Raw genomic sequence first — 24,844 nt, 5'->3', positions numbered from 1 at the left:
CCTGCATTGTTCTTTGAGCGCCACGGCGGTGGTGAGCGGGCATTGCTCGTTCACTTGGAAGGTCAGAACCCTGAGGCGCGAGAAGACCCGCAGGAGTTTCAGGAGTTGGCATTGTCGGCCGGGGCCGACATCGTCTCGCTGGTCACGGTGACAAGGCATCAGCCTTCCGCCAAATACCTGATTGGCAGTGGCAAGGTCGAAGAGTTACACGACCTGGTCCATGCCGAACAGGTAGATCTGGTGATTTTCAATCACACCCTCACGCCCAGTCAGGAGCGCAACCTCGAACGTGTGTTCGAGTGTCGTGTGCTGGACCGAACCGGGCTGATCCTCGATATCTTCGCCCAACGGGCGCGTACCCATGAAGGCAAGCTGCAGGTCGAACTGGCCCAGCTGGAGCATATGAGCACGCGGCTGGTGCGCGGCTGGACTCACCTTGAGCGACAAAAAGGTGGTATCGGCCTGCGCGGTCCGGGTGAAACCCAGCTGGAAACCGACCGCCGCCTGTTGCGGGTGCGTATACGCCAGATCAAGTCACGCCTGGAGAAAGTGCGCAGTCAGCGCGAGCAGGCGCGGCGCGGGCGCAAGCGCGCGGATATCCCATCGGTGTCGCTGGTGGGTTATACCAATGCCGGCAAGTCCACGCTGTTCAACGCCCTGACCGAGTCCGAGGTGTATGCCGCGGACCAGCTGTTCGCCACACTCGACCCGACCCTGCGCCGGCTCGAGCTCAACGACCTGGGGCCGATTGTGCTGGCCGACACCGTAGGCTTCATTCGTCACCTGCCGCACAAGCTGGTCGAGGCATTTCGGGCTACGCTCGAAGAGTCGAGCAACTCCGACCTGTTGCTGCATGTGATCGACGCCCATGAGCCAGAGCGCATGGAGCAGATCGAGCAGGTGCTGGCGGTGTTGGGCGAGATTGGTGCCGAGGGGTTGCCGATCCTCGAGGTGTACAACAAACTCGACTTGCTCGAAGATGTCGAGCCACAGATCCAGCGCAATGCCGATGGCAAGCCGGAACGGGTCTGGGTATCGGCACGCGATGGGCGTGGTCTGGAGCTGGTTGGCCAGGCGGTTGCCGAGTTGCTGGGGGATGATCTGTTTGTCGGTACCCTGTGTCTGGAGCAGCGTTTTGCCCGCTTGCGCGCGCAATTCTTTGCCCTGGGTGCCGTGCAGAGTGAAGAGCATGATGAAGAGGGGCGCAGCCTGCTGAGCGTGCGACTGCCCATGGTCGAACTGAATCGCCTGGTCAGCCGCGAAGGCATGGAGCCGCAAGTGTTTGTCGAGCAACACACTTTGCAATAAATGCTCGTCGAGGTCGCCGGGCAGCAGTGACAGGCATTCTGTAGCATTGGACGGCGCGCCGTGGGCGCGTCTTTGCTTTATCAGATGGAGAGCGCTATGGCTTGGAACGAGCCGGGTGGCAACTCGAACAATCAGGATCCCTGGGGCGGCCGCCGTGGTGGCGGTGGCGGCGGTGGTGACAAGAAAGGTCCACCGGATCTGGACGAGGCCTTCCGCAAACTGCAGGACAGCCTGAATGGCATGTTCGGCGGCAGCAAGAAACGTGGCGGCGGTGACCGCAATGTCGGCAAGGGCGGTGGCCTGGGCCTGCTGGGCATCGGCCTGGCGGTGCTGGCTGCAATCTGGCTGTACAACGCCGTGTATGTGGTCGACGAGCAGGAGCAGGCGGTTGTGCTGCGCTTCGGCAAGTACTATGAGACGGTCGGTCCCGGCCTGAACATCTACTTCCCGCCGATTGATCGCAAGTACATGGAAAACGTCACGCGTGAGCGTGCCTACACCAAGCAGGGCCAGATGCTGACCGAAGACGAGAACATCGTCGAGGTGCCGCTGACCGTCCAGTACAAGATCAGCAACCTGCAGGACTTCGTGCTCAATGTCGACCAGCCTGAGGTGAGCTTGCAGCACGCGACCGAGAGTGCTCTGCGCCACGTGGTTGGCTCCACTTCGATGGACCAGGTGTTGACCGAGGGTCGTGAGCAGATGGCCGTGGATATCCGCGAACGCCTGCAGCGCTTCCTCGACAACTACCGTACCGGTATCACCGTTACCCAGGTCAACGTACAAAGCGCGGCAGCTCCGCGTGAAGTGCAGGAAGCCTTCGACGACGTGATCCGAGCCCGCGAAGACGAGCAGCGTGCCCGCAACCAGGCCGAGTCCTATGCCAATGGCGTGGTGCCGGAAGCCCGTGGTCAGGCCCAGCGCATCATCGAGGACGCCAATGGTTACCGCGACGAAGTCATCGCTCGCGCCAAGGGTGAGGCAGACCGCTTCACCAAGCTGCTTGTCGAGTACCGCAAGGCACCTGACGTAACCCGTGAGCGTCTGTATCTGGAGACCATGCAAGAGGTCTACAGCAACTCGAGCAAGGTCATGGTGGCAACCAAGGACGGGCAGAGCAACCTGCTCTACCTGCCGCTGGACAAGATGGTCGAAGGCAGCCGCAGGCCGTCCGTGCCAACCACCAGCGTGTCGCCATCGACCAACGATGCGGCCGCCCGTGCCGCGCAGGACATGCAACAGCAACAGCAGCCGCTGCGTACTAGGGAGAGCCGCTGATGAGCAATAGATCGCTGATCGCCCTGATCGCCGCTGTGGTCCTGGCTATCGTGGCCTGGAACAGCTTCTACATCGTGTCCCAGACCGAGCGAGCGGTACTGCTGCGCTTCGGTAAGGTGGTCGAGGCGGATGTTCAGCCAGGCCTGCACGTGAAGATTCCGTACGTGAACCAGGTGCGCAGGTTCGACGCCCGACTGATGACCCTCGATGCTCCTACCCAGCGGTTCCTGACCCTGGAAAAGAAAGCGGTGATGGTCGACGCCTACGCCAAGTGGCGCGTCAAGGACGCTGAACGCTTCTACACCGCCACGTCCGGCATGAAGCAGATCGCCGACGAGCGTCTGTCGCGCCGTCTGGAAAGTGGCCTGCGCGACCAGTTCGGTAAACGTACCCTGCACGAAGTGGTTTCCGGTGAACGTGACGCGCTGATGGCTGACATCACTGCATCGCTGAACCGCATGGCGAGCAAGGAGCTGGGCATTGAGGTGGTCGACGTGCGCGTCAAGGCCATCGACCTGCCGAAGGAAGTCAACCGCAGCGTGTTCGACCGTATGAGCACCGAGCGTGAGCGTGAAGCCCGCGAGCACCGTGCCAAGGGTAACGAGCTGGCTGAAGGTATCCGTGCCGATGCCGACCGTCAGCGCCGTGTGCTGCTGGCCGAGGCTTATCGCGAAGCAGAAGAAACCCGTGGTGATGGCGACGCCCAGGCGGCCGCTATCTATGCCAAGGCCTACAGCCAGGACGCTGATTTCTATGCGTTCCACCGTAGCCTGCAGGCATACCGCGAGAGCTTCTCGAGCAAGAGCGACGTGATGGTCCTGGACCCGAAGAACGAGTTCTTCCGTTACCTGGACAAGAGCAGGCCTTGATGCTCAGGCCCTGATTTTCATGCAGCGGCGTCCCGCCTGGCAGCTAATGCACCAGGCGGGGTGCATCCTGAATGAAAAGGGGTGTATGATGAGGCAGCCGGGAAATTTCCCGGCTTTTTTGCGTCTGCAAGGTTGATTGGCACAGCGCCAGTCGACAGTTTGGTCAGCTCGCAAGGCAATTTGAGGGTGTCGGGTACGGTGGCTGCGCTGGGATCAGTGCTGCCCGCTGCTGTGCGCGATACCGGCTTTTCTGACGGCTTGCCTGCTGGCAAGCCGCCCGGACCAGAGGGGAAATGGCGTAATGGCAACGGTAGACCGCTGGCTGCTGCCAGATGGCATCGAGGAAGTACTGCCACCTGAGGCTGCGCGCATCGAGATCGCGCGCCGCCAGGTGTTGGACCTGTTCCAGAGTTGGGGCTACGAACTGGTCGTCACCCCGCATATCGAGTACCTGGAGTCGCTGCTTACCGGCGCCGGCCAGGACCTGGATCAGCGCACCTTCAAGGTAGTGGACCCGCAGTCCGGCCGCCTGATGGGCTTCCGCGCCGACTTCACCCCGCAGGTGGCGCGTATCGATGCGCACACACTGCGCCGTGAAGGCCCGAGCCGCCTGTGCTATGCCGGTAGCGTGCTGCACGCCCAGCCGCGTGCCCTGTCCACCTCGCGCAGCCCGATCCAGCTGGGTGCCGAGCTGTACGGTGATGCCAGCCCTACCAGTGATGTCGAGGTCATCAGCCTGATGCTCGCCACGCTGCAGCTGACCGATGTGCCGGATGTGCACATGGACCTGGGCCATGTCGGTATTTACCGCGGCCTGGCCCGTGCCGCCGGCCTGTCTGGCGCGGTCGAACAGCAGCTGTTCGACGCCATGCAGCGCAAGGCTGTCGATGAAGTGCAGGCACTGACCGCCGACCTGCCGAAAGACTTGGGCAGCATGCTGCGCGCCCTGGTCGAGCTGTGCGGTGGTCGTGAAGTACTGACTGAAGCCCGCGTGCGCCTGGGTCGCGCCCCGGCCAGCGTACTGGCGGCGCTGGACGACCTGCTGGCGATCGCTGATCGCCTGGCGTCGCGCTACCCGGACCTGCCGCTGTACTTCGACCTCGGTGAGCTGCGTGGCTACCACTATCACACCGGCGTGGTGTTCGCCGTGTTCGTGCCGGGCGAAGGCCAATCGATCGCCCAAGGCGGGCGCTACGACGATATTGGCGCTGATTTTGGCCGGGCGCGCCCGGCCACTGGTTTCTCCACGGATTTGAAGACCCTGGTCACACTGGGGCGAGCGGAGGTCGTATTGCCAACTGGCGGCATCTGGATGCCGGACAGTGGCGACGCGGCCCTCTGGCAGCAAGTCTGCCAGTTGCGCAGCGAGGGCCAGCGTGTGGTTCAGGCTCTGCCTGGCCAGCCGTTGAGTGCTGCTCTCGAGGCGGATTGTGATCGTCAATTGATTCAGCAAGACGGGCGCTGGCAGGTTCTGCCGCTGGCCCAGTGAGTTTCTGCGTCGGCAACAGGCCGGCAACCAAGTTTGCGTGAATGAGGACCAATGTAATGGGTAAGAATGTCGTCGTCCTGGGCACCCAGTGGGGTGATGAGGGCAAAGGCAAGATCGTCGATCTGCTGACCGAACATGCTGCCGCCGTAGTGCGCTACCAAGGTGGCCACAATGCGGGTCACACCCTGGTGATCAACGGTGAAAAAACCGTTCTGCACCTGATTCCGTCCGGCATCCTGCGTGAAGGCGTACAGTGCCTGATCGGTAACGGCGTGGTCGTTGCCCCGGACGCACTGATGCGCGAAATCACCAAGCTGGAAGAGAAAGGCGTGCCGGTGCGTGAGCGTCTGCGCATTTCCCCGGCTGCGCCGCTGATCCTGTCGTACCATGTGGCCCTGGACCAGGCCCGCGAAAAAGCCCGTGGCGAAGCCAAGATCGGCACCACTGGCCGTGGTATTGGCCCAGCCTACGAAGACAAGGTGGCACGTCGCGGCCTGCGCGTGGGCGACCTGTTCCACCGCGAGCGTTTCGCTGCCAAGCTGGGTGAGCTGCTGGATTACCACAACTTCCAGCTGGTGAACTACTACAAAGAGCCGGCGATCGACTTCCAGCAGACGCTGGACGAGTGCATGGCTTACGCCGATCAGCTCAAGCCGATGATGCTCGACGTCACCGCCGAGCTGCACAACCTGCGTCGCGCCGGCAAGGACATCATGTTCGAAGGCGCCCAGGGCTCGCTGCTGGACATCGACCACGGCACCTACCCGTACGTCACCAGCTCCAACACCACTGCTGGCGGTATTTCCACCGGTTCCGGCGTTGGCCCGATGTACCTGGACTACATCCTGGGTATCACCAAGGCCTACACCACTCGCGTGGGTTCCGGTCCGTTCCCGACCGAACTGTTCGACGAGACCGGCGCTACCCTGGCCAAGCGTGGTCACGAGTTCGGTTCCACCACCGGCCGTGCCCGTCGTTGCGGCTGGTTCGACGCCGTCATCCTGCGTCGCGCCATCGACGTCAACAGCATCTCGGGCATCTGCCTGACCAAGCTGGACGTACTGGACGGCCTGGAAACCATCAACATCTGTGTTGGCTACAAGAACGAGAACGGTGCCGTCATCGACGCGCCTTCCGATGCCGACAGCTACATCGGCCTGGAGCCGGTGTACGAAGAGATGCCAGGCTGGAGCGAGTCCACTCTGGGTGTGAAAACCCTGGAAGAGCTGCCGCAAGCTGCGCGTGACTACATCAAGCGTATCGAAGAGCTGGTTGGCGCGCCGATCGACATCATTTCGACCGGCCCGGACCGCAACGAGACCATCGTGCTGCGTCATCCGTTCGCCTGATCTGCCCTCCAGGCTGATCTGACGCCGTGGCCCTGAAAAGGGCTGCGGCGTTTTCATTTGTGGGTATGCCGGGGCTGGCCAATCCATCGGCAATCCACCGTTGCCGCCGCTACCGTATTCGCGGGTAAACCCGCTCCTACACTGATTGGGTGTGGGCACGCAACGGAGGTTGGGCGCAGGCCGTTGTAGGAGCGGGTTTACCCGCGAAAGGGCCGGCACACGAAACCCCATTGCTAGACCTTGGCGCATTTCCCTGCTGCCTACGGCACAACCCTTGCTGTAAGAAGTTTCTGTAGATGCCATCAAAATAGTGGCGCCAGAAAACACGAGGGTTACACCGTGTCTGCCATCCTCTCACTGTTACGAAGCCGCCTCTTGCGGCCTGTGTTTGTTGCCCTTGGTATCGCTCTTTTGGTGCAGGTGCTGGTTGCCGTTGCGCTTACCCGAAGCACAGTCACCGCTTTGGAGGCTGACCTTGGCGAGCGACTGGGTAATGACAGCCGCCAACTCGCAAGCGAACTGGAGCAAGCCGGGCAAGATGTGCGCTCTGGGCTCGACGGCCTGTCCAGCAGCACCCGCCAGCGCCTGAGCGCAGGGTTGTCGGAGCGCCTGCAAAGCGAACAGCAGCAACTTCGCAGTACCCTGGAAAAGAACCTCAAGGATTCCGCCAACGACATGGCCGAGCTGCTGGCTTCGGTTGCGCCGCGGGCGATCTGGGACAACGACGTGCCTGTACTTTCGGACTTTGCCCGACGCGCGCAGCGCAATCCGAACGTGTTGTTCGTGGTGTACGACGACGCACAGGGTCAGCACCTGACTCGCTACCTCAACCGGCAAAACCCGATCAACCAGGCCTTGATGGAAAAAGGCCAGGGCGAGCGTGCGCTGGACAAGGTGATTGATGCTGCCCGGCGTGACCCGGCGGTGTACTTCGTCGAAGCCTCGATCAGCCCCAATGGCACGGAAATCGGTAAGGTGGTAATGGGGGTTTCCACTGCCGGCATCGACCATGAGCTAAAGGCGCTGGACCAGCGCTTCGCGGCGCTGATCGCTAGCGGAGAGCAGTTGGTTGGCGACAGCCTGGTCGGTGCTGCTGCCGATAGCGGCAAGACCCTGCGTGAGCGCCTTGAGAAGGCGCAGGGCAGTGCTGCCGCCATGCAGGCCAATACCGCGCAAACCGTGCGCGATGCCGCTGCAGAGCTGCGCTGGCGTATCGGTCTGGGCCTGGTGCTGGTCGGCCTCGGGGTGTTGGTAGTGGTGGCTCTGGTGTTAGGCCGCCGGGTACTGAGCAAGCTGCGCCTGTTGATTGCCGCTCTTGATGACCTGGCGGCCGGCGAAGGTGACTTGACCAAGCGCGTGCCGCTCGACAGCCGCGATGAAATCGGCGACATGGCCTCGGCAGTGAACCGCTTTGTCGACAAGTTGCAGCCGATTGTGCGCGAAGCCGGCGAGGTGGCGCAGCGCACGGGTGTGGAGATTGGTGCGATGGCCCAGCGCAACGCCGGCGCAGATGCTGCCGCCGCGTTGCAGCGCGACGAAGTAGCGGCGAGCCTGCGCGACCTGTCGAGCATGGCTGATGAAGCACAAGCCGAAAGTCATGCGATGCAGGCGGCGTTGCAGCAAGTGGTGGATATCCGCCAGGCGACCGATGAAAACAGCCGCACCTCGACCCAGCTTGCCGGGTTGATCGAGAACCTGGCTGGGCAGGTGGATGCCGGCTCCCAGGTGATCGAGCGCCTGGCCAAGCAGAGCGAGCAGATTGAAGTGGTGCTGACGGTGATCCACGGCATCGCCGAGCAGACCAACCTGTTGGCCTTGAATGCCGCCATCGAGGCGGCCCGTGCTGGCGAAACCGGGCGCGGCTTTGCCGTGGTGGCCGACGAGGTGCGCGCGCTGGCGAGCAAGACGCAAAGCTCTACGGGCGATATCCAGGCGCACATCGCAGCGCTGCAGAAGGGCGCCAAGGAAGCTGTGGCCACCATCAGCCAGGCTGGGCTCAAGGCTAGCGAAGGCTTGCTGGTGCTGCGTGACAACGAGCGTCGGCAGCAGTCAGTGCAGGCGGCGGTGGAGCAGGTGCATGCGGCCATTGGCCTGGCGACCCGAGCGGCCGAGCAGCAGGCGAATGGCGCGCAGGCGGTGCGTGGGCGAGTGGAGACTATCCATGCTCAGGCTGAGCGTTCGGCTGAGGTGGTGATGCAGACTACGGCCAGCAGCAAGGTGCTGGATGAGTTGGCCGCGCAACTGCGGGCGAGCCTGGGTCAATTCAGGGCTTGATTGCCTGGGCTGGCCCTGTCGCCGGCGAGCCGGTTCCCACAGGTATTGCGCAGGTTTTGGAGCGGCGCGGTGGCCGTCAGGGTTGGCAGGTGTTCGTCACAGCATCTTCATCGCGTGTGAGATCGAGCGCCGCCTGCGCGGCGCGCATCGCGAGCTGGCGCTCGCTCCTACGTTTGTTTCGTGCCAATTATTCCTATGGGATTTGCGCGCGAACGCCTTGGCGCATGGCGCGATATTGCGTCGTACAAACAAGGCGGTCGCGCGCGCCTATCACAGGCGTGACTGGCCCGAAACAAACGTAGGAGCGAGCGCCAGCTCGCGATGCGCGCCGCGCGGGCGGCGCTCGATCCCACACGCGCTGCATATCTTGTGGCAAACACCTGTCAGCCCTGATGCGATCCCTGTCTGAACTGGCTATCGGCCGATTGTGTGCCGGATGTTGGCCAATCTCGACTTGAAACATTTTTGACGTGATCACCCGGCATTCATCATCAAATTTGTAGGCAATTTCTCAAATTGGCCCTGGCCGGACGCGTATGATTCCGGCATCGGGCCTAGGGCGCTAGGGTCAGTCGCATCTGAAGGCACGCAGCGCCAATCCGCCATTCGCCTTCGGGAACAACCTCACGGCAGCGATGTCCGGACACCGTCGTTATCAGTCCAATCATTACCAAGGAGAGGTAAGCTTGGCCTTCGATGCTTATATTCAAATCGCAGAGATCACTGGCGAAGCACTGGACGAGCAGTACGCCAACTGGGTCGAAATCATCGGCTACAAGTTCGGTGCCAACCAGAGCATCTCTGCCACCGCAAGCTCCGCGGGCGGCGCATCATCAGGCCGCACCACACTCACCAACGTCACCTTCACTAGGTATCTGGACAGTGCCAGCTACAAGCTGCTGGAGGCGCGCTGTGCCGGGCAGCACCTGAAGGAAGTGAAGCTGTCGCTGTAGGTATTCCCACCGGTGGAACGGCAACTTTCGCATGTGCGGTATTGGGGGGAGCGGCTGGAGGTATTGCTGGCGGTGAGTTTGGTGAGGTATTGGGAGAAAGCGTAGGGGAGATTTTGTATGAGGCAGTGCGATGAGTAACTTGCACCTGGCAGTGCTTGGTGTGTTTGTAATTATCTCGCCGTTTTTGATGTTTGGTGTGTGGGTATTCGTTGCGTATCGATATCTGGATCGTATCGAATCAATCTTGTCAAATAGCCGAATGGTGGCTGTGAACAGAGAAATATATTCTCATGCTGGGCTACTTGGGAAAGTCATGCGGCTAGGATCAATTTCTGCAATGCTGTCTATGAAATATTTTAGCGTTCGAAAGGGCCTATTAGATCGCAATGATATTGCTAAGGTTTCCGCCGACCTGCAAAGGCTGTTAGTGCGCTTGTGGACTGTACAAATTTTGCTGATTGCATTGATTGTTCTTTTTTTTGTTTGGATAGAGTACTTGAGGTAAGCTCTGGTCAAACAGAATGCAACCCATTGTTTTCTAAGCACTCAAGCAGTCACCAACTGATACCCCAGTTTTCGGGCTTTGCGAAGCAAAGCCCTGACCTGCCGGTCTCGGTTCCGAACTCTTCAAGACCTTGTTCAACATAAGCCTGCTTCTTGGTTAACAGGCTGTACACCAGACGTACCAACTGATGCGCAGTGATTTATGAGAGTGCGGAAGTGAGTACCGAAGCAATGACGATAATCGCATCTATCCTGCTCGCTTGTATGTCAATCAGCGTGTGTGTGATGATTTACTTTGCTTGTCGATCTATAGAAGCTATCGAAAAAGCTTTAGCGAAATGCAAGTATATTCAGGATAATAGGGGGAACTTTTCAGCGGCTGGCCTTGCTGGAAAATTAATGCGTACTTGCCTGGCGGCAAATATGCTCATGATTCCAGGGTTGTTTGTTCGAAAAGGTGTGGCAGATATTTCAGATCTCGAGAGTTTCCCAAGGTCTATGGAAAGAGTTTTGTTGCCCTCTTGGGTGGGGCTTGTAGTATCTACGACCTTGTTCTTTGCTTTCAACTGGCTAGTGGGAGTTTTAAAGTGAACTTGTGATGAAGTCTAGGCACTCAGGCTTGTGCCCAGGCCACATGGCGGCCTGGGCAAGCTTTCAAGCCTTGTTCAAATACATCCGCGTAGTCAGCAAGTAAACCGGCAACCCCGACACCACGATCAGCAGCGCCGCATACGGCGCCGCCGCCGCGAACTCGACATTGGCCGTATGCGCCCACACTTCGGTGGCCAGGGTGGTCATGCCGGTCGGGCTGAGCAGCAGGGTAGCCGTCAGCTCCTTCATGGCATCCAGGAACACCAGTGCAAAGGCCGCTGCCATGGCCGGGAAGATGATCGGCAAGGTCACCCGGCAGAACGCGGCAAAGCTGCTGGCGCCCAGGGTGCGTGCGGCTTCTTCCAGCGTCGGCGAAGCCTTGTTAAGCGCGGTGCGCACCGGCGACTGGGCCAGCGGCAGGAACAGCAGCGCGTAGGCCAGCAGCAGCAGCGCCGTGGTCTGGTACAGCGCCGGCACGTAGTGCAGGGCGAAAAACACCAGGGTCAGGGCAATCACCAAGCCGGGCAGGGCGTGCAGCAGATAGGGCAGGCGCTCGGCCCAGATCGCCAGGCGGCCTTTGTAGCGCACCACTAAAAAGCTGATAGGCAGAGCCAGCAGCACACAGAAGCCAGCACCGCCCAGCGACACCGACAGCGAGGTGAACAACGCCTTCGAGATGGCCGCCACCGGAAATGCCGCCGACGAACCTACGCTCAGCCAGTAACCGAGCATCGCCAGCGGAATGCCGCTGCCCAGCACCGCCAGGCCCACGCAGAACAGTTGCGCCAGCACCGCCCAGCCGCGCAGCCGCACCGGTTGCGCACGCCGCGCTACGCCCTGGCCAATACGTACATGGCGGGCTTTGCCGCGCACCCGCAGTTCCAGCCACAGCATTGCCAGGCACATCGCCAACAGCACGGCAGACAGCATGGCCGCGTTGGCATTGCTGAACTCCAGTTCGAACTGCTGGTAGATCGCCGTGGTAAAGGTTTGCAGGCCGAGGATCGACAGCGCGCCAAACTCCACCAGCATATGCAGGGCAATCAGTAGCGCACCGCCGAGCATCGACGGCCACAGCAGCGGCAGGGTGACTTTGCTGAACACGCCCCAGCGGCTGCAACCCAAGGTGCGTGCCGACTCCTCCAGCGAGGTGTCAAGGTTGCGCAGGGTTGCGGCAACGGGCAGGAACACCAGCGGGTACTTGGACAGGGCCATGACCATGATCGCGCCGCCCAGGCCTTCAAAGTCCGAACTTAGCGACACCCAGGTGAAGCTGCTGACGAACGACGGCACGGCGAATGGCAGGCACAGCACCACGCCCCACAACCGGCGGCCGGCCAGGTTGCTGCGCTCCAGCAGCCAGGCCAGTGCCAGGCCGACCACCATGCAGGTCAGCGTCACCCCGACCATCAGCATCAGGGTGTTGCGCATCAGCCCCCAGACAAAGGGCCGCCACAGCAGGTGCAAAGCTTCGCGCCAGCCGGCTTCCCAGGCTTTGATGGCGACATAAGCCAGTGGCAGCAAGCTCATTGCCACTAGGAACAGCACAGGCAGCACTACCCAGATGGAAGGGCGCTTGCGGCGCGGTACGAAGCGTACCGGCACCGGTTCGGACAGGGCGGCAGTCATCAGAGCAGGCCGACCTCACGCTCAAGTTCGATGGCTTCCTCGGCATTGCCCAGGTCAGCTGGCGAGATCTTCGGCGGGCGCAGTTCGTCGAACGGCTTCAGGCCGCGGTCAGAAACCATGCCCTTGTGCAGCGGGTACTCGGCGGTGGTCTGGGTAATCACGCGCTGGCCTTCCTCGCTGGCCATCCAGTTGAGCAGGGCCTGGGCTTCTTTCGGGTGTTTGCTGGCCTTGACCACGCCTGCGCCGGAGATAGTAACCAGGTTGCCAGCATCGCCGTCGGCCAGGTAATAGAGCTTGGTGTCCAGCTTGCCGCGTTCGCGTTCAAGCGCGTACCAGTAGTAGTTGTTCACCAGTACCGCAGCCACTTCACCCTTTTCTACGGCTTTGAGGGCAACCATGTTGTTGGTGTAGGTCTTGCCGAAGGCTTTCAGGCCGGTCAACCATTCTTCGGTGGCTTCACGCCCGTGCATCTTCAGAATGGCCACGGCCTGCTCCTGGAACGCACCGCTGGTGGGGACGTAGCCGACGCGGCCTTCCCACTCAGGGTTGGCGAAGTCCATCACTGTGGTCGGCAGGTCTTTCTCGTCGACTTTCTTCGGGTTGTACACCACGATGCGCGTACGGGCGGTGATACCCATCCAGGTGCCGTTGGCGCCAACGTACTCCTTGGGCATCATGTTCAACGTGGCGTCGTCAATCTTGGCCAGCAGGCCCAGCTCACCCAGGTTGTTCAGGGGCGGGGACTCTTCTGTGTAGATGATGTCGGCCGGCGAGCGGTCGCCTTCCTCGATGATCTGGCTGGCAAGCTGATTGCTGCTGCCTTTGCGGATGTCGATGTGGATGCCGGTCTTGGCCTCATAGGCCTTGGCAATGGCTTCGCCGATTTCCTTGTGCTGACCGTTGTACATGGTCAGCGTGACCGGTGCGTCTGCCATGGCGGCCGGAGCGCCGATGACCAGGCTCAGCAGTGCGGCGGCCAAGGTACGCATCAGCGGTTGCGGGCGGATCGTCATGCGGGTACTTCCTCGCTTACGGCTACATATTTGGAAACAATGGTAAACGAAATTCTTTCTCAAGTGGCCGGGTGACGAGAAATTCATGGTCAGACCATGGTGCAAGGGGTTGGGGTGTGTTGCCTGTAGGGGGGGATTCGCGGGTGAGCCCGCTCTTACAACGTGCGCGTATCGAGGAGGGGGGCACAAAAAATCGCAGGCAAGAAAAAACCCACTAGCAAGCTAGTGGGTTTTTGTATGGTGCCCAGGAGAAGACTCGAACTTCCACGACCTTGCGGTCACTGATACCTGAAACCAGCGCGTCTACCAATTCCGCCACCTGGGCAAAGCTTTACATCATCTGCAGAAGGCGACTATCGTTCGCTTTCACACAGTAGTAACAGATCCTTGGTCATCTGTTACTTGAAAATATTTGGTGCCCAGGAGAAGACTCGAACTTCCACGACCTTGCGGTCACTGATACCTGAAACCAGCGCGTCTACCAATTCCGCCACCTGGGCACACATTCGAGGTTACTTGATGCTTTACAGCGTCGTTCATCTCTACTACAACTTCGGGGTTGTCCGTCGTTGTGGTGCGCACTATACGGACGCTCCCCAAGGCTGTAAAGCCCCCAGCCGAAAAAAAATTCAAAAAATTCAACCCGTTGATTCCACAAGCCTATTTCTGCTGTTTATGCACTGCAGCGGGGGCTGTCCAAGGCAGACATTTCCGGTTTCAATACGCCTATGCCAGAATTCATATCTATATACCCCAAGGTGAACCCCTTCTGATGGCCGATTGGCAATCCCTCGATCCCGAGGCCGCTCGCGAAGCGGAAAAATACGACAACCCCATTCCCAGCCGTGAGCTGATCCTGCAGCGTCTCGCCGACCGAGGCGAACCTGCTGCCCGCGAGGAGCTGGCAAAAGAGTTCGGTCTGTATGAAGAAGACCAGATCGAAGCCCTGCGCCGCCGCCTGCGTGCCATGGAGCGCGATGGCCAGCTTATCTATACCCGGCGCGGCACTTATGCCCCGGTAGACAAGCTGGACCTGATCTGTGGTCGCGTCTCCGGCCACCGCGATGGCTTCGGCTTCCTTATTCCCGATGACGGCAGCGAAGACCTGTTCCTCAGCCCGTCGCAGATGCGACTGGTGTTTGATGGTGACCGCGGCCTGGCCCGCGTCTCCGGTGTCGACCGTCGTGGCCGCCGTGAGGGCGTGCTGGTCGAAGTCATCTCTCGTGCCCACGAAAGCGTGGTCGGCCGCTATTTCGAAGAAGGCGGCATCGGTTACGTAACCCCGGACAACCCGAAGATCCAGCAGGAAGTGCTGGTGACCGCCGGGCGTAACGGCGGTGCCAAGATCGGCCAGTTCGTCGAGATCAAGATCACCCACTGGCCAACGCCGCGCTTCCAGCCGCAAGGCGATGTGGTCGAGGTCATCGGCAACTACATGGCGCCGGGCATGGAAATCGACGTTGCCCTGCGCAGCTACGACATTCCGCACGTGTGGCCCAATGATGTGGTCAAGGAAGCACGCAAGTTCCGCTCCGAAGTCGAGGAGAAGGACAAAGAGAAGCGTGTCGACCTGCGCCATCTGCCGTTCGTCACCATCGACGGTGAAGACGCCCGCGACTTCGACGATGCCGTTTATTGCGAACCGCTGGGCAAGCTGCGTCTGTTCTCCGGTGGCTGGCGCCTGTACGTGGCCATCGCTGACGTTTCCAGCTACGTGCGTCTGGGCTCTGCCCTGGATGTCGAAGCCCAGCAGCGCGGCAACTCGGTGTACTTCCCCGAGCGCGTGGTGCCGATGCTCCCCGAAGAGCTGTCCAACGGCCTGTGCTCGCTGAACCCGCACGTCGACCGGTTGGCCATGGTCTGTGAAATGACCATGAACAAAGCCGGCCAGATGGTCGACTATCAGTTCTACGAAGGCGTGATCCACTCCCACGCCCGCCTGACCTACAACAAGGTCAGCAGCATGCTCGAGCATGCCCGCACCCGTGAGGGCAAGGCGCTGCGCGAGGAGTACAAGGAGGTCGTGCCCGACCTGAAAAACCTGTACAACCTGTACAAGGTGCTGGTGGAAGCGCGTCACACGCGTGGTGCCATCGACTTCGAAACCCAGGAAACCCGCATCATTTTCGGTGATCAGCGCAAGATCGCTGAAATTCGCCCGACAGTGCGTAACGATGCCCACAAGCTGATCGAGGAATGCATGCTGGCGGCCAACGTGGCCACTGCCGAGTTCCTGCAGAAGCACGGTGTACCGGCGTTGTACCGCGTGCACGACGGCCCTCCACCGGAGCGCCTGGAAAAACTGCGTGCCTTCCTGGGTGAGTTGGGCCTGAGCCTGCACAAGGGCAAGGACCCGTCGCCGAAGGATTACCAGGCCCTGCTGGCGAGCATCGCCGGCCGCCCGGACTTCCACCTGATCCAGACGGTGATGCTGCGCTCGCTGAGCCAGGCCGTGTACAGCACCGAGAACAACGGCCACTTCGGCCTGAACTACGAGGCGTACACCCACTTCACCTCGCCGATTCGCCGGTACCCTGACCTGCTGGTGCACCGCGCCATCCGCAGCATCATCCGCTCCAAGGTTGATACCCCGCACGTCAAGCGTGCCGGTGCCATGAGCATCCCCAAGGCGCGTATCTACCCGTACGACGAAAACACCCTGGAGCAACTCGGCGAGCAGTGCTCGATGACCGAGCGTCGGGCTGACGAAGCCACCCGTGACGTGGTCAACTGGCTCAAGTGCGAGTTCATGAAGGATCGCGTGGGCGAGACCTTCCCGGGCGTGATCACCGCGGTGACCGGTTTCGGCCTGTTCGTCGAGCTGACCGATATCTATGTAGAGGGCCTGGTGCACGTCAGTGCGTTGCCGGGTGACTACTACCACTTCGACCCGGTACACCATCGCCTGGCCGGCGAGCGTACCGGTCGCAGCTTCCGCTTGGGCGACACCATCGAAGTGAAGGTCATGCGTGTTGACCTGGATGAGCGCAAGATTGACTTCGAAGTGTCGGAAAAGACCCTTGCCGCACCGATCGGCCGCAAGCAGCGGGGTGCCGCGCCGGCTGCCGAAAAAACCGAGCAACAGCCGGCAACCGAAGCGAAAGCCACGCCCAAGCCGCGCAGCCGCAAAAGCGAAGCGTCCGAAGCGTACTTCCCCAAGGATGCTGTGCAGCGTAACGCTGAAGTGCGTAAAAGCCGCGAGATGAAGAAAGCGCTGATGACCGACGCGCGCAGCAGTGCCGGCAGCAAATCCGAGAAAGGTGGCAAGCCGTCCGGTAAGCCGACCAAGCACCGTAAAGGCCCGTCGAAGTCCGGCGCGCCACGCAAAAGCAAGAGCAATTCATGAGTCAGCTGGAAAAGATCTACGGCGTACACGCCGTGCAGGCATTGCTGCAGCACCATCCAAAGCGGGTCAAGCAGATCTGGCTGTCGGAAGGGCGCAGCGAGCCACGCCTCGAGACCTTGCTGGCGCTGGCCGCGGAAAACCGCGTGCCGGTCGGCCAGGCCGAGCGCCGTGAGATGGATGCCTGGGTCGAAGGTGTGCACCAGGGCGTTGTAGCCGAGGTCAGCCCGAGCCAGGTGTGGGGCGAGCTGATGCTCGAAGAGCTGCTTGAGCGCACAGAGACGCCGCCGCTGATCCTGGTGCTGGACGGCGTGACCGACCCGCACAACCTCGGCGCCTGCCTGCGTACCGCGGATGCGGCCGGTGCCACGGCAGTGATCGTGCCCAAGGACAAGTCGGCAACGCTGACGCCGGTTGTTCGAAAGGTGGCTTGTGGCGCGGCAGAAGTCATTCCGCTGGTGGCTGTGACCAACCTGGCGCGTACGCTTGAGAAGTTGCAGCAGCGTGGCCTTTGGGTCGTGGGTACCGCTGGCGAGGCCGAGCAGGAGATCTACCAGCAGGACCTCACCGGGCCACTGGTGATGATCATGGGCGCGGAAGGCAAGGGCATGCGCCGGCTCACCCGCGAGCATTGCGACTTTCTGGTGAAGTTACCGATGGCGGGTAGCGTCAGCAGCCTTAACGTGTCGGTAGCGACCGGGGTTTGCCTGTTCGAAGCCATCCGTCAGCGTCAGGCAAAGCGCTGATCTTCAGCCTGTATCGGCCTATTCGCGGGCGCGCCCGCTCCCACAGGTAATCTGCAATGCCAGAGGCAGCAGTGAGCCTGTGGGAGCGGGCGTGCCCGCGAATAGGGGCTGACACATTCTGAATATCTCAGGCTGTTCAAATATTCGCCAATTGCCTTGCGTGTGCGGCACGCCTTCTCTACAATTGCGCCCCTTGCCGAGCTGGCAGGCGCTCATGTGCCTCCCCTCCGTGCAAGACATACAGTGTCATTCACTCCTTGTCTGACCAGATTCGCTGGCAGACTACTAACCCGTAAGGAGCATTCATGCGTCATTACGAAATCATCTTCCTGGTTCACCCGGACCAGAGCGAGCAAGTCGGCGGCATGGTTGAGCGTTACACCAAGCTGATCGAAGAAGATGGTGGCAAGATCCACCGCCTGGAAGACTGGGGCCGTCGTCAACTGGCCTACGCAATCAACAATGTTCACAAGGCTCACTACGTGATGCTGAACGTTGAGTGCACCGGCAAGGCCCTGGCCGAGCTGGAAGACAACTTCCGCTACAACGATGCCGTTATCCGTAACCTGGTCATCCGTCGCGACGAAGCCGTTACCGGCCAGTCCGAGATGCTGAAGGCTGAAGAAAACCGCAGCGAGCGCCGTGAGCGTCGTGAGCGTCCTGAGCATGCTGAATCCGCCGAAGGCGATGACAGCAATGACAGCGACTCCAGCGATAACGCTGACGAGTAATCCACGGACCTTTAGAGGAGCCTATTAAATGGCACGTTTCTTCCGTCGTCGTAAATTCTGCCGCTTCACTGCTGAAGACGTGAAAGAGATCGACTTCAAAGATCTCAACACCCTGAAAGCTTACGTATCCGAAACCGGCAAGATCGTTCCAAGCCGTATCACCGGTACCAAAGCTCGTTATCAGCGTCAGCTGGCTACCGCTATCAAGCGTGCCCGCTTCCTGGCCCTGCTGCCCTACACCGACAGCCACGGCCGCTGAGACCGGGTCGTCGACAAGCAGTAAGGGGTTAGCATGCGAGCGTTAGCAAGTTTCATCATGCGCGGTCGTGTGCAGGCCACCCTCGTGGTGGTCATCAGCGCGGTACTGCCGCTGCTGTTCTGGTTGAGTGCCGCTGCCTGCAGCCTTGTGCTGCTGCGGCGTGGGTTCAAGGATGCTACAACGGTCATCGCCGGCGGCCTGCTGGCCGGGCTGGCCGTGTGGGTCATGGGCGATCCCATCACCTTTCTGGTGATTGCGGGTGCCATTGCCCTGGCCGCCATGTTGCGTGCCGAGTATCCCTGGAGCCGGGTGTTGCTCGCCAGTGCCGTGTTCGCCGTGGCTTTCAGCCTCGTGCTCGATCTGGCGCTGGCGCAAACCTTCGATGTGCTGGCCAAGGCGTTTGCCGAAGCCATGCCGAAAATCGAGGGGCAACCGGTACTCTCCGACGAGCTGATCCGCCCTGTGCTGGTCGCTTCTACAGCAGTGACGGTGCAATTGTTCAGTGTGCTGGCCTTGGTGCTGGCGCGCTATTGGCAGGCAGCGTTGTACAACCCTGGAGGCTTCGGTCGCGAGTTTCGCGAACTGAAGTTGCCGAAACAGGCCACGGCGGCCTTGGTGGCAGTGATGGTGGTGGCTCCGTTTATCGGGCCGCAGTTCATCATCCTGGCATCTGCCTCGAGCCTGGTATTGGTGCTGGCCGGCATCGCCTTGATGCACGGGCTGGTGGCACAGGGCCGACTGGCCGGTTTCTGGCTGGTGGGGATGTACGTGACGCTGCCGCTGATCATGCAGCTGATTTATCCGTTGCTGATGGTTTTGGCCATTGTCGACAGCCTGATTGATTTTCGCGGTCGCAAGTCCCCTCCGGGGAAAGACTCCGCGAACGGTGAAGGTTAAAAGTTAAGAGGTTTTACCAAATGGAACTGATCCTGCTGGAAAAAGTCGCTAACCTGGGCAACCTGGGCGACAAAGTAAAAGTTAAGGCTGGTTACGGCCGTAACTTCCTGCTGCCATTCGGCAAGGCCACCGTTGCCAACGCCGCCAACCTGGCTGCGTTCGAAGAGCGTCGTGCCGAGCTGGAAAAAGCAGCCGCTGACAAGAAAGCTTCGGCTGAAAGCCGCGCTGCCCAACTGGCCGAGCTGGAAGTGACCATCACTGCCACCGCTGGCGACGAAGGCAAGCTGTTCGGTTCGATCGGCACCCACGACATCGCTGACGCCCTGACCGCCTCCGGCGTTGAAGTGGCCAAAGCTGAAGTTCGTCTGCCGAACGGCACCATCCGTCAGGTTGGCGAATACGACGTAGCCGTGCACCTGCACAGCGACGTTGAAGCCACCGTACGCGTGGTCGTCGTAGCTGCCTAAGCTGCGCTAACTGGCTGGCTCCTTGCGAGTCAGGCGGTTAACATCGGGCACGGTCCTGTTTTCGACAGGCCGTGCCCTTTGTCTTTTTCGTCCTCCAGAATTCTTTCGTGGCCATGAACGAGATCACCACTTCCGAACAGCTAGACCTGCAAACCGCAGCCCTGAAGGTGCCGCCGCATTCCATCGAGGCCGAACAGGCCGTACTCGGTGGCCTGATGCTGGACAACAACGCCTGGGAGCGGGTGCTGGACCAAGTGTCGGATGGCGATTTCTACCGGCATGACCACCGCCTGATTTTCCGTGCCGTGCACAAGTTGGCCGATGCCAACCAGCCATTTGACGTGGTTACCCTGCACGAGCAACTGGACAAGGAAGGCCTGTCCTCGCAAGTCGGCGGCTTGGCCTACCTGGCCGAGCTGGCCAAGAACACTCCCTCGGTAGCCAACATCAAGGCATACGCCGCGATCATTCGCGAGCGGGCCACGTTGCGCCAACTGATCAGCATCAGTACCGACATCGCCGACAACGCCTTTAATCCGCAAGGGCGCAACGCCGAAGAAATCCTCGACGACGCCGAGCGGCAGATCTTCCAGATCGCCGAGGCCCGGCCAAAAACCGGCGGCCCGGTGGGTGTCAACGAACTGTTGACCATGGCCATCGACCGCATCGATACGCTGTTCAACTCCGACAGCGACATCACCGGTATCTCCACCGGTTACACTGACCTGGACGAGAAGACCAGCGGCCTGCAGGCAGCCGACCTGATCATCGTCGCGGGTCGTCCGTCGATGGGTAAGACCACCTTCGCCATGAACCTGGTGGAAAACGCCGTACTGCGTACCGACAAGGCGGTGCTGGTGTTCTCCCTGGAGATGCCAGGTGAGTCGCTGATCATGCGTATGCTCTCGTCCCTGGGGCGTATCGACCAGACCAAGGTCCGTTCCGGCCAGCTGGACGACGACGACTGGCCGCGCCTGACCTCGGCAGTGAACCTGCTCAACGACCGCAAATTGTTCATCGACGATACGGCGGGAATCAGCCCCTCGGAAATGCGCGCTCGCACCCGTCGCCTGGCCCGTGAGCATGGCGAGATCGCCATGATCATGGTCGACTACCTGCAGCTGATGCAGATTCCGGGGTCGGCCGGTGACAACCGTACCAACGAAATTTCCGAGATTTCCCGCTCGCTGAAGGCCCTGGCCAAGGAATTCAACTGCCCGGTTATTGCCCTTTCGCAGCTGAACCGCTCGCTGGAGCAGCGCCCGAACAAACGCCCGGTGAACTCCGACTTGCGTGAATCCGGTGCAATCGAGCAGGACGCCGACGTGATCATGTTCGTATACCGCGACGAGGTGTACCACCCCGAGACCGAGCACAAGGGCGTGGCGGAAATCATCATCGGCAAACAGCGTAACGGCCCCATCGGCTTCGTGCGTTTGGCGTTTATCGGCAAGTACACCCGGTTCGAGAACCTTGCGCCGGGCATGTACAACTTCGACGACGACGAGTAGGCAACATTGGGTGGCTTCGCGGCTTAGGTTGGCCGCTTCAGACAATGGTGATTCGGTGCGCGTGCTTGCCGTGATCATCGTTGCCAAGCTTGTGCGGGTTTCGAATATAACCTGCTCTGGTTTTTTTCGATGTCATGCCGTGCATCGGTACCACCATGTACTTTCGCACGACGAACTCGCTCCCTTGCCGGCTGGTGTCGATCGAAAGGGTCTCGGAGTAACCGGAGGACTGGGCTTCGGTCATGCTAGCGAGGTCAGTCGCAACGGATCTTCCAGTGCGTGGGTTGGGGGCCGCCGAGTCGCAGGCCAGCAGATGGGTCTGCCTCCCGCGCATCGGAACGCCGTGTGCGGTAAGGGTTTTGTGGAGGCGCAGGCCATCGTAGAGGATCCTCTTGTCGCCACTGATGTAGCCTGGGGCGCCATGGGCGCTGATGTACAGGGTCGAGCTCCCATCGGCTCGCGTCGGGCCGTTGAATGCGACGATTCCATCGAACTCTGCCACGATCTTTCCACGATAGATCTTGGAGGTGAACAGCTTTGACAGCCTGGATATGATGAATTCGAAGAAGTGTCCCGTCGGGTCGCTGCGGTTGACAGGGTCGCCAAGAACGAACACATAGGCGTTGAGCCCGCCTCGCGCGAACGGGCTGTCGTGGTCGGAGCGGTTGAAGCGCATGAGTGCGGGGGTGTATGCGCGGTAACCGTTTCCCAGCAGATAGTAACCGGTGCTCGGATCGTATAACTCACCCTTGAACCCCAGCACTTCCCCACGATCAAGTGGTGTGCCGTAGGCACTGAAAACCGGCGCCTTGGTGCCCTGCGGACCTGATATGAGCACTGGTGAGTCAGCCATGTCATTGCCGATCAAGCAGTGGGTGCTCCCCTGGCGGGTGGCCAGGCGCTCAGCGCCCGCGGTGATGAGATGGACGCTGCTATGCTCATCGAGCAGCATGCTCGGGCGATTAACGTTGTAGAACATCTTCATTTCCGCCAACCTTGTCTGTTTGACTTCCGGCACATGCTAGTCGCGTTCCGCAGGTGTCGGTAACTAACAGAAATGACAGGCGATGCGCCGACCTGTTCCGCAGATCAGCTGACCATTGCAGTCGGATTTGGTCAAAATTTGTGCTATATTTCGCGCCCGCGATTTCCCTGCACACCAGAACCGGTCACTGACATGCAAGCAGCCAAACCTCTCTACGACTATCCCAAGTACTGGGCCGAATGCTTCGGACCAGCACCTTTCCTGCCAATGAGCAGGGAGGAGATGGATCTGCTCGGCTGGGATTCCTGCGACATCATCATCGTGACCGGTGATGCCTACGTCGACCATCCGTCGTTCGGCATGGCCATCATTGGCCGTCTGCTGGAAGCCCAGGGCTTCCGTGTGGGCATCATTGCCCAGCCGAACTGGCAGTCGAAAGACGACTTCATGAAACTCGGCGAGCCAAACCTGTTCTTCGGTGTGGCCGCCGGCAACATGGACTCGATGATCAACCGCTACACCGCGGACAAGAAGATCCGTTCCGACGACGCCTACACCCCGGGTGGCCTGGCCGGCAGCCGTCCGGACCGTGCCAGCCTGGTGTACAGCCAGCGCTGCAAGGAAGCCTACAAGCATGTGCCGATCGTGCTCGGCGGCATCGAGGCTTCGCTGCGCCGCATCGCCCACTACGACTACTGGCAGGACAAGGTTCGTCATTCGATCCTGATCGACGCCAGCGCCGACATCCTGCTGTTCGGCAACGCCGAGCGTGCGGTGGTCGAGGTGGCCCAGCGCCTGTCAAGCGGTGAGAAGATCGAGACCATCACCGACGTGCGCGGCACCGCCTTCGTGCGCCGCGATACCCCGCAGGGCTGGTACGAGATCGACTCCACCCGTATCGACCGCCCGGGGCGCGTCGACAAGATCATCAACCCGTACGTGAATACCCAGGACACCCAGGCCTGCGCCATCGAGCAGGCCAAGGGCGACCAGGAAGACCCGAACGAAGCCAAGGTGGTGCAGATTCTCGACAGCCCGGCCGTGACCCGGGAAAAGTCGGTGATCCGCCTGCCATCGTTCGAAAAGGTGCGTAACGACCCGGTGCTCTATGCTCATGCCAACCGCGTGCTACACCTGGAGACCAACCCGGGCAACGCCCGCGCGTTGGTGCAGAAGCACGGCGAAGTGGATGTGTGGTTCAACCCGCCACCCATCCCCATGAGCACCGAAGAAATGGACTACGTGTTCGGCATGCCTTACGCCCGTGTGCCGCACCCGGCCTATGGCAAGGAGCGCATCCCGGCCTACGAGATGATCCGTTTCTCGGTGAACATCATGCGTGGCTGCTTCGGTGGCTGTACCTTCTGCTCGATCACCGAACACGAAGGCCGCATCATCCAGAACCGCTCGCACGAGTCGATCCTGCACGAAATCGAAGAGATGCGTGACAAGGTGCCGGGCTTCACCGGCGTGGTCTCGGACCTTGGCGGGCCGACTGCCAACATGTACCGCATCGCCTGCAAAAGCCCCGAAATCGAAAAGCACTGCCGCAAGCCGTCGTGCGTGTTCCCGGGTATCTGCGAAAACCTCAATACCGACCACAGCTCGCTGATCGAGCTGTACCGCAAGGCCCGTGCCTTGCCGGGTGTGAAAAAGATCCTGATTGCTTCCGGCCTGCGCTACGACCTGGCGGTGGAATCGCCGGAGTACGTCAAGGAACTGGTCACCCATCACGTTGGCGGCTACCTGAAGATTGCCCCGGAGCACACCGAGCGTGGCCCGCTGGACAAGATGATGAAGCCGGGTATCGGCACCTATGACCGCTTCAAGCGCATGTTCGAGAAGTTCTCGAAAGAAGCGGGCAAGGAGCAGTACCTGATTCCGTACTTCATTGCTGCGCACCCGGGCACCACCGACGAAGATATGATGAACCTGGCCCTGTGGCTGAAGGGCAATGGCTTCCGTGCCGATCAGGTGCAGGCGTTCTACCCGTCGCCAATGGCCTCGGCCACGGCCATGTATCACTCGGGCAAGAACCCGCTGCGCAAGGTGACCTACAAGAGCGAAGGGGTGGAGATCGTCAAGAGCGACGAGCAACGCCGTCTGCACAAGGCGTTCTTGCGCTATCACGACCCGAAGGGCTGGCCAATGCTACGTGAAGCGCTACAGCGGATGGGCCGCGCCGACCTGATCGGGCCGGGCAAGCACCAGCTGATTCCGGCGCACCAGCCGCAGACCGACAGCTACCAGAGTGCGCGCCGCAAGAACTCGACCCCGGCCGGGAGCCACAAGGTGGGCAAGGACCAGAAGACCCTCACCCAGCACACCGGCCTGCCGCCGCGTGGCAGCGATGGCAGCAAACCGTGGGACAAGCGCGAGAAGGCCAAGGCCGAAGCGTTCGCGCGTAACCAGCAGGCGGCCAAGGAGCGCAAAGAGGCGAGCAAGGGCGGCAAGGGCAACAAGAAGCCGCGTCAGCCTGTCATTCCCCGCTGATCTTGAAGGCTACATAGAGCCCTGTGGGAGATCACCCAGCCCTTCCGGGCTGCGCTGTCGCGCAGCAAACATGAGGTGTACGGCTTTAGATCCGCAGCGACGCTGACATTTTGAAAAAGAAAAGGCGGTTGGCCCGGTAGGGCCAGCCGCCTTTT

At 60.8% G+C, this 24,844-nt stretch carries 19 protein-coding genes, 2 tRNA genes and 2 pseudogenes; 17 read left to right on the top strand and 6 right to left on the bottom strand.

The window, feature by feature from the left end; genetic code table 11:
- Positions 1 to 6 precede the first annotated feature (6 nt).
- The 8 genes and pseudogenes from hflX (at position 7) to AC3B5Q_RS23240 (ending at position 10,025) form a co-directional block, all read left to right on the top strand.
- On the top strand, positions 7 to 1,308 hold the full coding sequence (hflX, locus tag AC3B5Q_RS23275) for a ribosome rescue GTPase HflX (RefSeq protein ID WP_012274456.1): 1,302 nt from the start codon (positions 7 to 9) through the stop codon (positions 1,306 to 1,308).
- Between the two features lie 96 nt (positions 1,309 to 1,404).
- Positions 1,405 to 2,586 (top strand): FtsH protease activity modulator HflK, encoded by a 1,182-nt coding sequence (gene hflK, locus AC3B5Q_RS23270; protein WP_021783877.1) that lies wholly within the window; start codon positions 1,405 to 1,407, stop codon positions 2,584 to 2,586.
- Complete coding sequence (gene hflC, locus AC3B5Q_RS23265; protein ID WP_014592592.1) at positions 2,586 to 3,455, top strand: protease modulator HflC; 870 nt, start codon at positions 2,586 to 2,588, stop codon at positions 3,453 to 3,455. The genes hflK and hflC overlap by 1 nt, the downstream gene beginning before the upstream one ends.
- A gap of 301 nt (positions 3,456 to 3,756) precedes the next feature.
- Complete coding sequence (locus AC3B5Q_RS23260; protein ID WP_021783878.1) at positions 3,757 to 4,944, top strand: ATP phosphoribosyltransferase regulatory subunit; 1,188 nt, start codon at positions 3,757 to 3,759, stop codon at positions 4,942 to 4,944.
- A gap of 56 nt (positions 4,945 to 5,000) precedes the next feature.
- The gene (locus tag AC3B5Q_RS23255; protein ID WP_021783879.1) at positions 5,001 to 6,293 is read left to right on the top strand and encodes an adenylosuccinate synthase; all 1,293 of its coding nucleotides are present in this window, start codon (positions 5,001 to 5,003) and stop codon (positions 6,291 to 6,293) included.
- 339 nt (positions 6,294 to 6,632) lie between these two features.
- Positions 6,633 to 8,567, top strand: coding sequence for a methyl-accepting chemotaxis protein (locus AC3B5Q_RS23250; RefSeq protein ID WP_021783880.1), 1,935 nt, complete (start codon positions 6,633 to 6,635; stop codon positions 8,565 to 8,567).
- A 686-nt stretch (positions 8,568 to 9,253) separates the two neighbouring features.
- Positions 9,254 to 9,517: pseudogene (locus AC3B5Q_RS23245) on the top strand (type VI secretion system tube protein Hcp); the annotation flags it as partial.
- Positions 9,518 to 9,650: 133 nt separating this feature from the next.
- A complete protein-coding gene (locus tag AC3B5Q_RS23240; protein ID WP_028698112.1) occupies positions 9,651 to 10,025 on the top strand; it encodes a hypothetical protein in 375 nt (124 codons plus the stop codon).
- Between the two features lie 41 nt (positions 10,026 to 10,066).
- On the opposite strand, the pseudogene AC3B5Q_RS23235 reads toward AC3B5Q_RS23240, so the two are convergent.
- Positions 10,067 to 10,221, bottom strand: a pseudogene (locus AC3B5Q_RS23235) (IS110 family transposase); the annotation flags it as partial.
- A gap of 19 nt (positions 10,222 to 10,240) precedes the next feature.
- Here AC3B5Q_RS23235 and AC3B5Q_RS23230 point away from each other — a divergent pair.
- Positions 10,241 to 10,615 carry a hypothetical protein gene (locus tag AC3B5Q_RS23230; protein WP_135192562.1) on the top strand — a complete coding sequence of 125 codons (375 nt, stop codon included), beginning with the start codon at positions 10,241 to 10,243 and terminating at the stop codon, positions 10,613 to 10,615.
- Positions 10,616 to 10,678: 63 nt separating this feature from the next.
- Here the strand turns inward: AC3B5Q_RS23230 and AC3B5Q_RS23225 are convergent, their stop codons facing one another.
- From AC3B5Q_RS23225 to AC3B5Q_RS23210, 4 genes are all read right to left on the bottom strand, one after another.
- The gene (locus tag AC3B5Q_RS23225; RefSeq protein WP_003249548.1) at positions 10,679 to 12,244 is read right to left on the bottom strand and encodes an ABC transporter permease; all 1,566 of its coding nucleotides are present in this window, start codon (positions 12,242 to 12,244) and stop codon (positions 10,679 to 10,681) included.
- Positions 12,244 to 13,257, bottom strand: a complete 1,014-nt coding sequence (locus AC3B5Q_RS23220) for an extracellular solute-binding protein (RefSeq protein WP_101196349.1) — start codon at positions 13,255 to 13,257, stop codon at positions 12,244 to 12,246. The genes AC3B5Q_RS23225 and AC3B5Q_RS23220 overlap by 1 nt, the downstream gene beginning before the upstream one ends.
- Before the next feature lie 238 nt (positions 13,258 to 13,495).
- A tRNA-Leu gene (locus AC3B5Q_RS23215) sits at positions 13,496 to 13,582 on the bottom strand.
- 88 nt (positions 13,583 to 13,670) lie between these two features.
- Positions 13,671 to 13,757: transfer RNA gene (locus AC3B5Q_RS23210), tRNA-Leu, on the bottom strand.
- A 272-nt stretch (positions 13,758 to 14,029) separates the two neighbouring features.
- On the opposite strand from AC3B5Q_RS23210, the gene rnr reads away from it, so the two are divergent.
- The 7 genes from rnr to dnaB all read left to right on the top strand — a co-directional run bounded on the left by rnr (position 14,030) and on the right by dnaB (position 21,211).
- The gene (gene rnr, locus AC3B5Q_RS23205) at positions 14,030 to 16,603 is read left to right on the top strand and encodes a ribonuclease R (RefSeq protein ID WP_021783884.1); all 2,574 of its coding nucleotides are present in this window, start codon (positions 14,030 to 14,032) and stop codon (positions 16,601 to 16,603) included.
- On the top strand, positions 16,600 to 17,346 hold the full coding sequence (gene rlmB, locus AC3B5Q_RS23200; RefSeq protein WP_101196348.1) for a 23S rRNA (guanosine(2251)-2'-O)-methyltransferase RlmB: 747 nt from the start codon (positions 16,600 to 16,602) through the stop codon (positions 17,344 to 17,346). Before rnr ends, rlmB begins: the two co-directional genes overlap by 4 nt.
- A 305-nt stretch (positions 17,347 to 17,651) precedes the next feature.
- Entirely contained in the window at positions 17,652 to 18,077 is a 426-nt protein-coding gene (rpsF, locus tag AC3B5Q_RS23195; RefSeq protein ID WP_021783885.1) for a 30S ribosomal protein S6, read from the top strand.
- Positions 18,078 to 18,105: 28 nt separating this feature from the next.
- The gene (gene rpsR / locus AC3B5Q_RS23190; RefSeq protein ID WP_003249563.1) at positions 18,106 to 18,336 is read left to right on the top strand and encodes a 30S ribosomal protein S18; all 231 of its coding nucleotides are present in this window, start codon (positions 18,106 to 18,108) and stop codon (positions 18,334 to 18,336) included.
- 33 nt (positions 18,337 to 18,369) lie between these two features.
- Entirely contained in the window at positions 18,370 to 19,233 is an 864-nt protein-coding gene (locus AC3B5Q_RS23185; protein WP_021783886.1) for a hypothetical protein, read from the top strand.
- Positions 19,234 to 19,253: 20 nt separating this feature from the next.
- Positions 19,254 to 19,700 carry a 50S ribosomal protein L9 gene (rplI, locus tag AC3B5Q_RS23180; RefSeq protein ID WP_003249568.1) on the top strand — a complete coding sequence of 149 codons (447 nt, stop codon included), beginning with the start codon at positions 19,254 to 19,256 and terminating at the stop codon, positions 19,698 to 19,700.
- A gap of 113 nt (positions 19,701 to 19,813) precedes the next feature.
- On the top strand, positions 19,814 to 21,211 hold the full coding sequence (gene dnaB / locus AC3B5Q_RS23175) for a replicative DNA helicase (protein ID WP_021783887.1): 1,398 nt from the start codon (positions 19,814 to 19,816) through the stop codon (positions 21,209 to 21,211).
- A gap of 37 nt (positions 21,212 to 21,248) precedes the next feature.
- Here the strand turns inward: dnaB and AC3B5Q_RS23170 are convergent, their stop codons facing one another.
- On the bottom strand, positions 21,249 to 22,196 hold the full coding sequence (locus tag AC3B5Q_RS23170) for an RHS repeat-associated core domain-containing protein (protein ID WP_275966530.1): 948 nt from the start codon (positions 22,194 to 22,196) through the stop codon (positions 21,249 to 21,251).
- A gap of 192 nt (positions 22,197 to 22,388) precedes the next feature.
- Between AC3B5Q_RS23170 and AC3B5Q_RS23165 the strand changes: the two genes are divergently transcribed.
- Positions 22,389 to 24,689, top strand: coding sequence for a YgiQ family radical SAM protein (locus AC3B5Q_RS23165; protein ID WP_488392755.1), 2,301 nt, complete (start codon positions 22,389 to 22,391; stop codon positions 24,687 to 24,689).
- Positions 24,690 to 24,844: the final 155 nt, after the last annotated feature.

The organism is Pseudomonas sp. D5(2026) (assembly GCF_057766845.1).
Note: the sequence above shows the minus strand (reverse complement) of the source record. Positions and strands in the feature narration are given on the sequence as shown.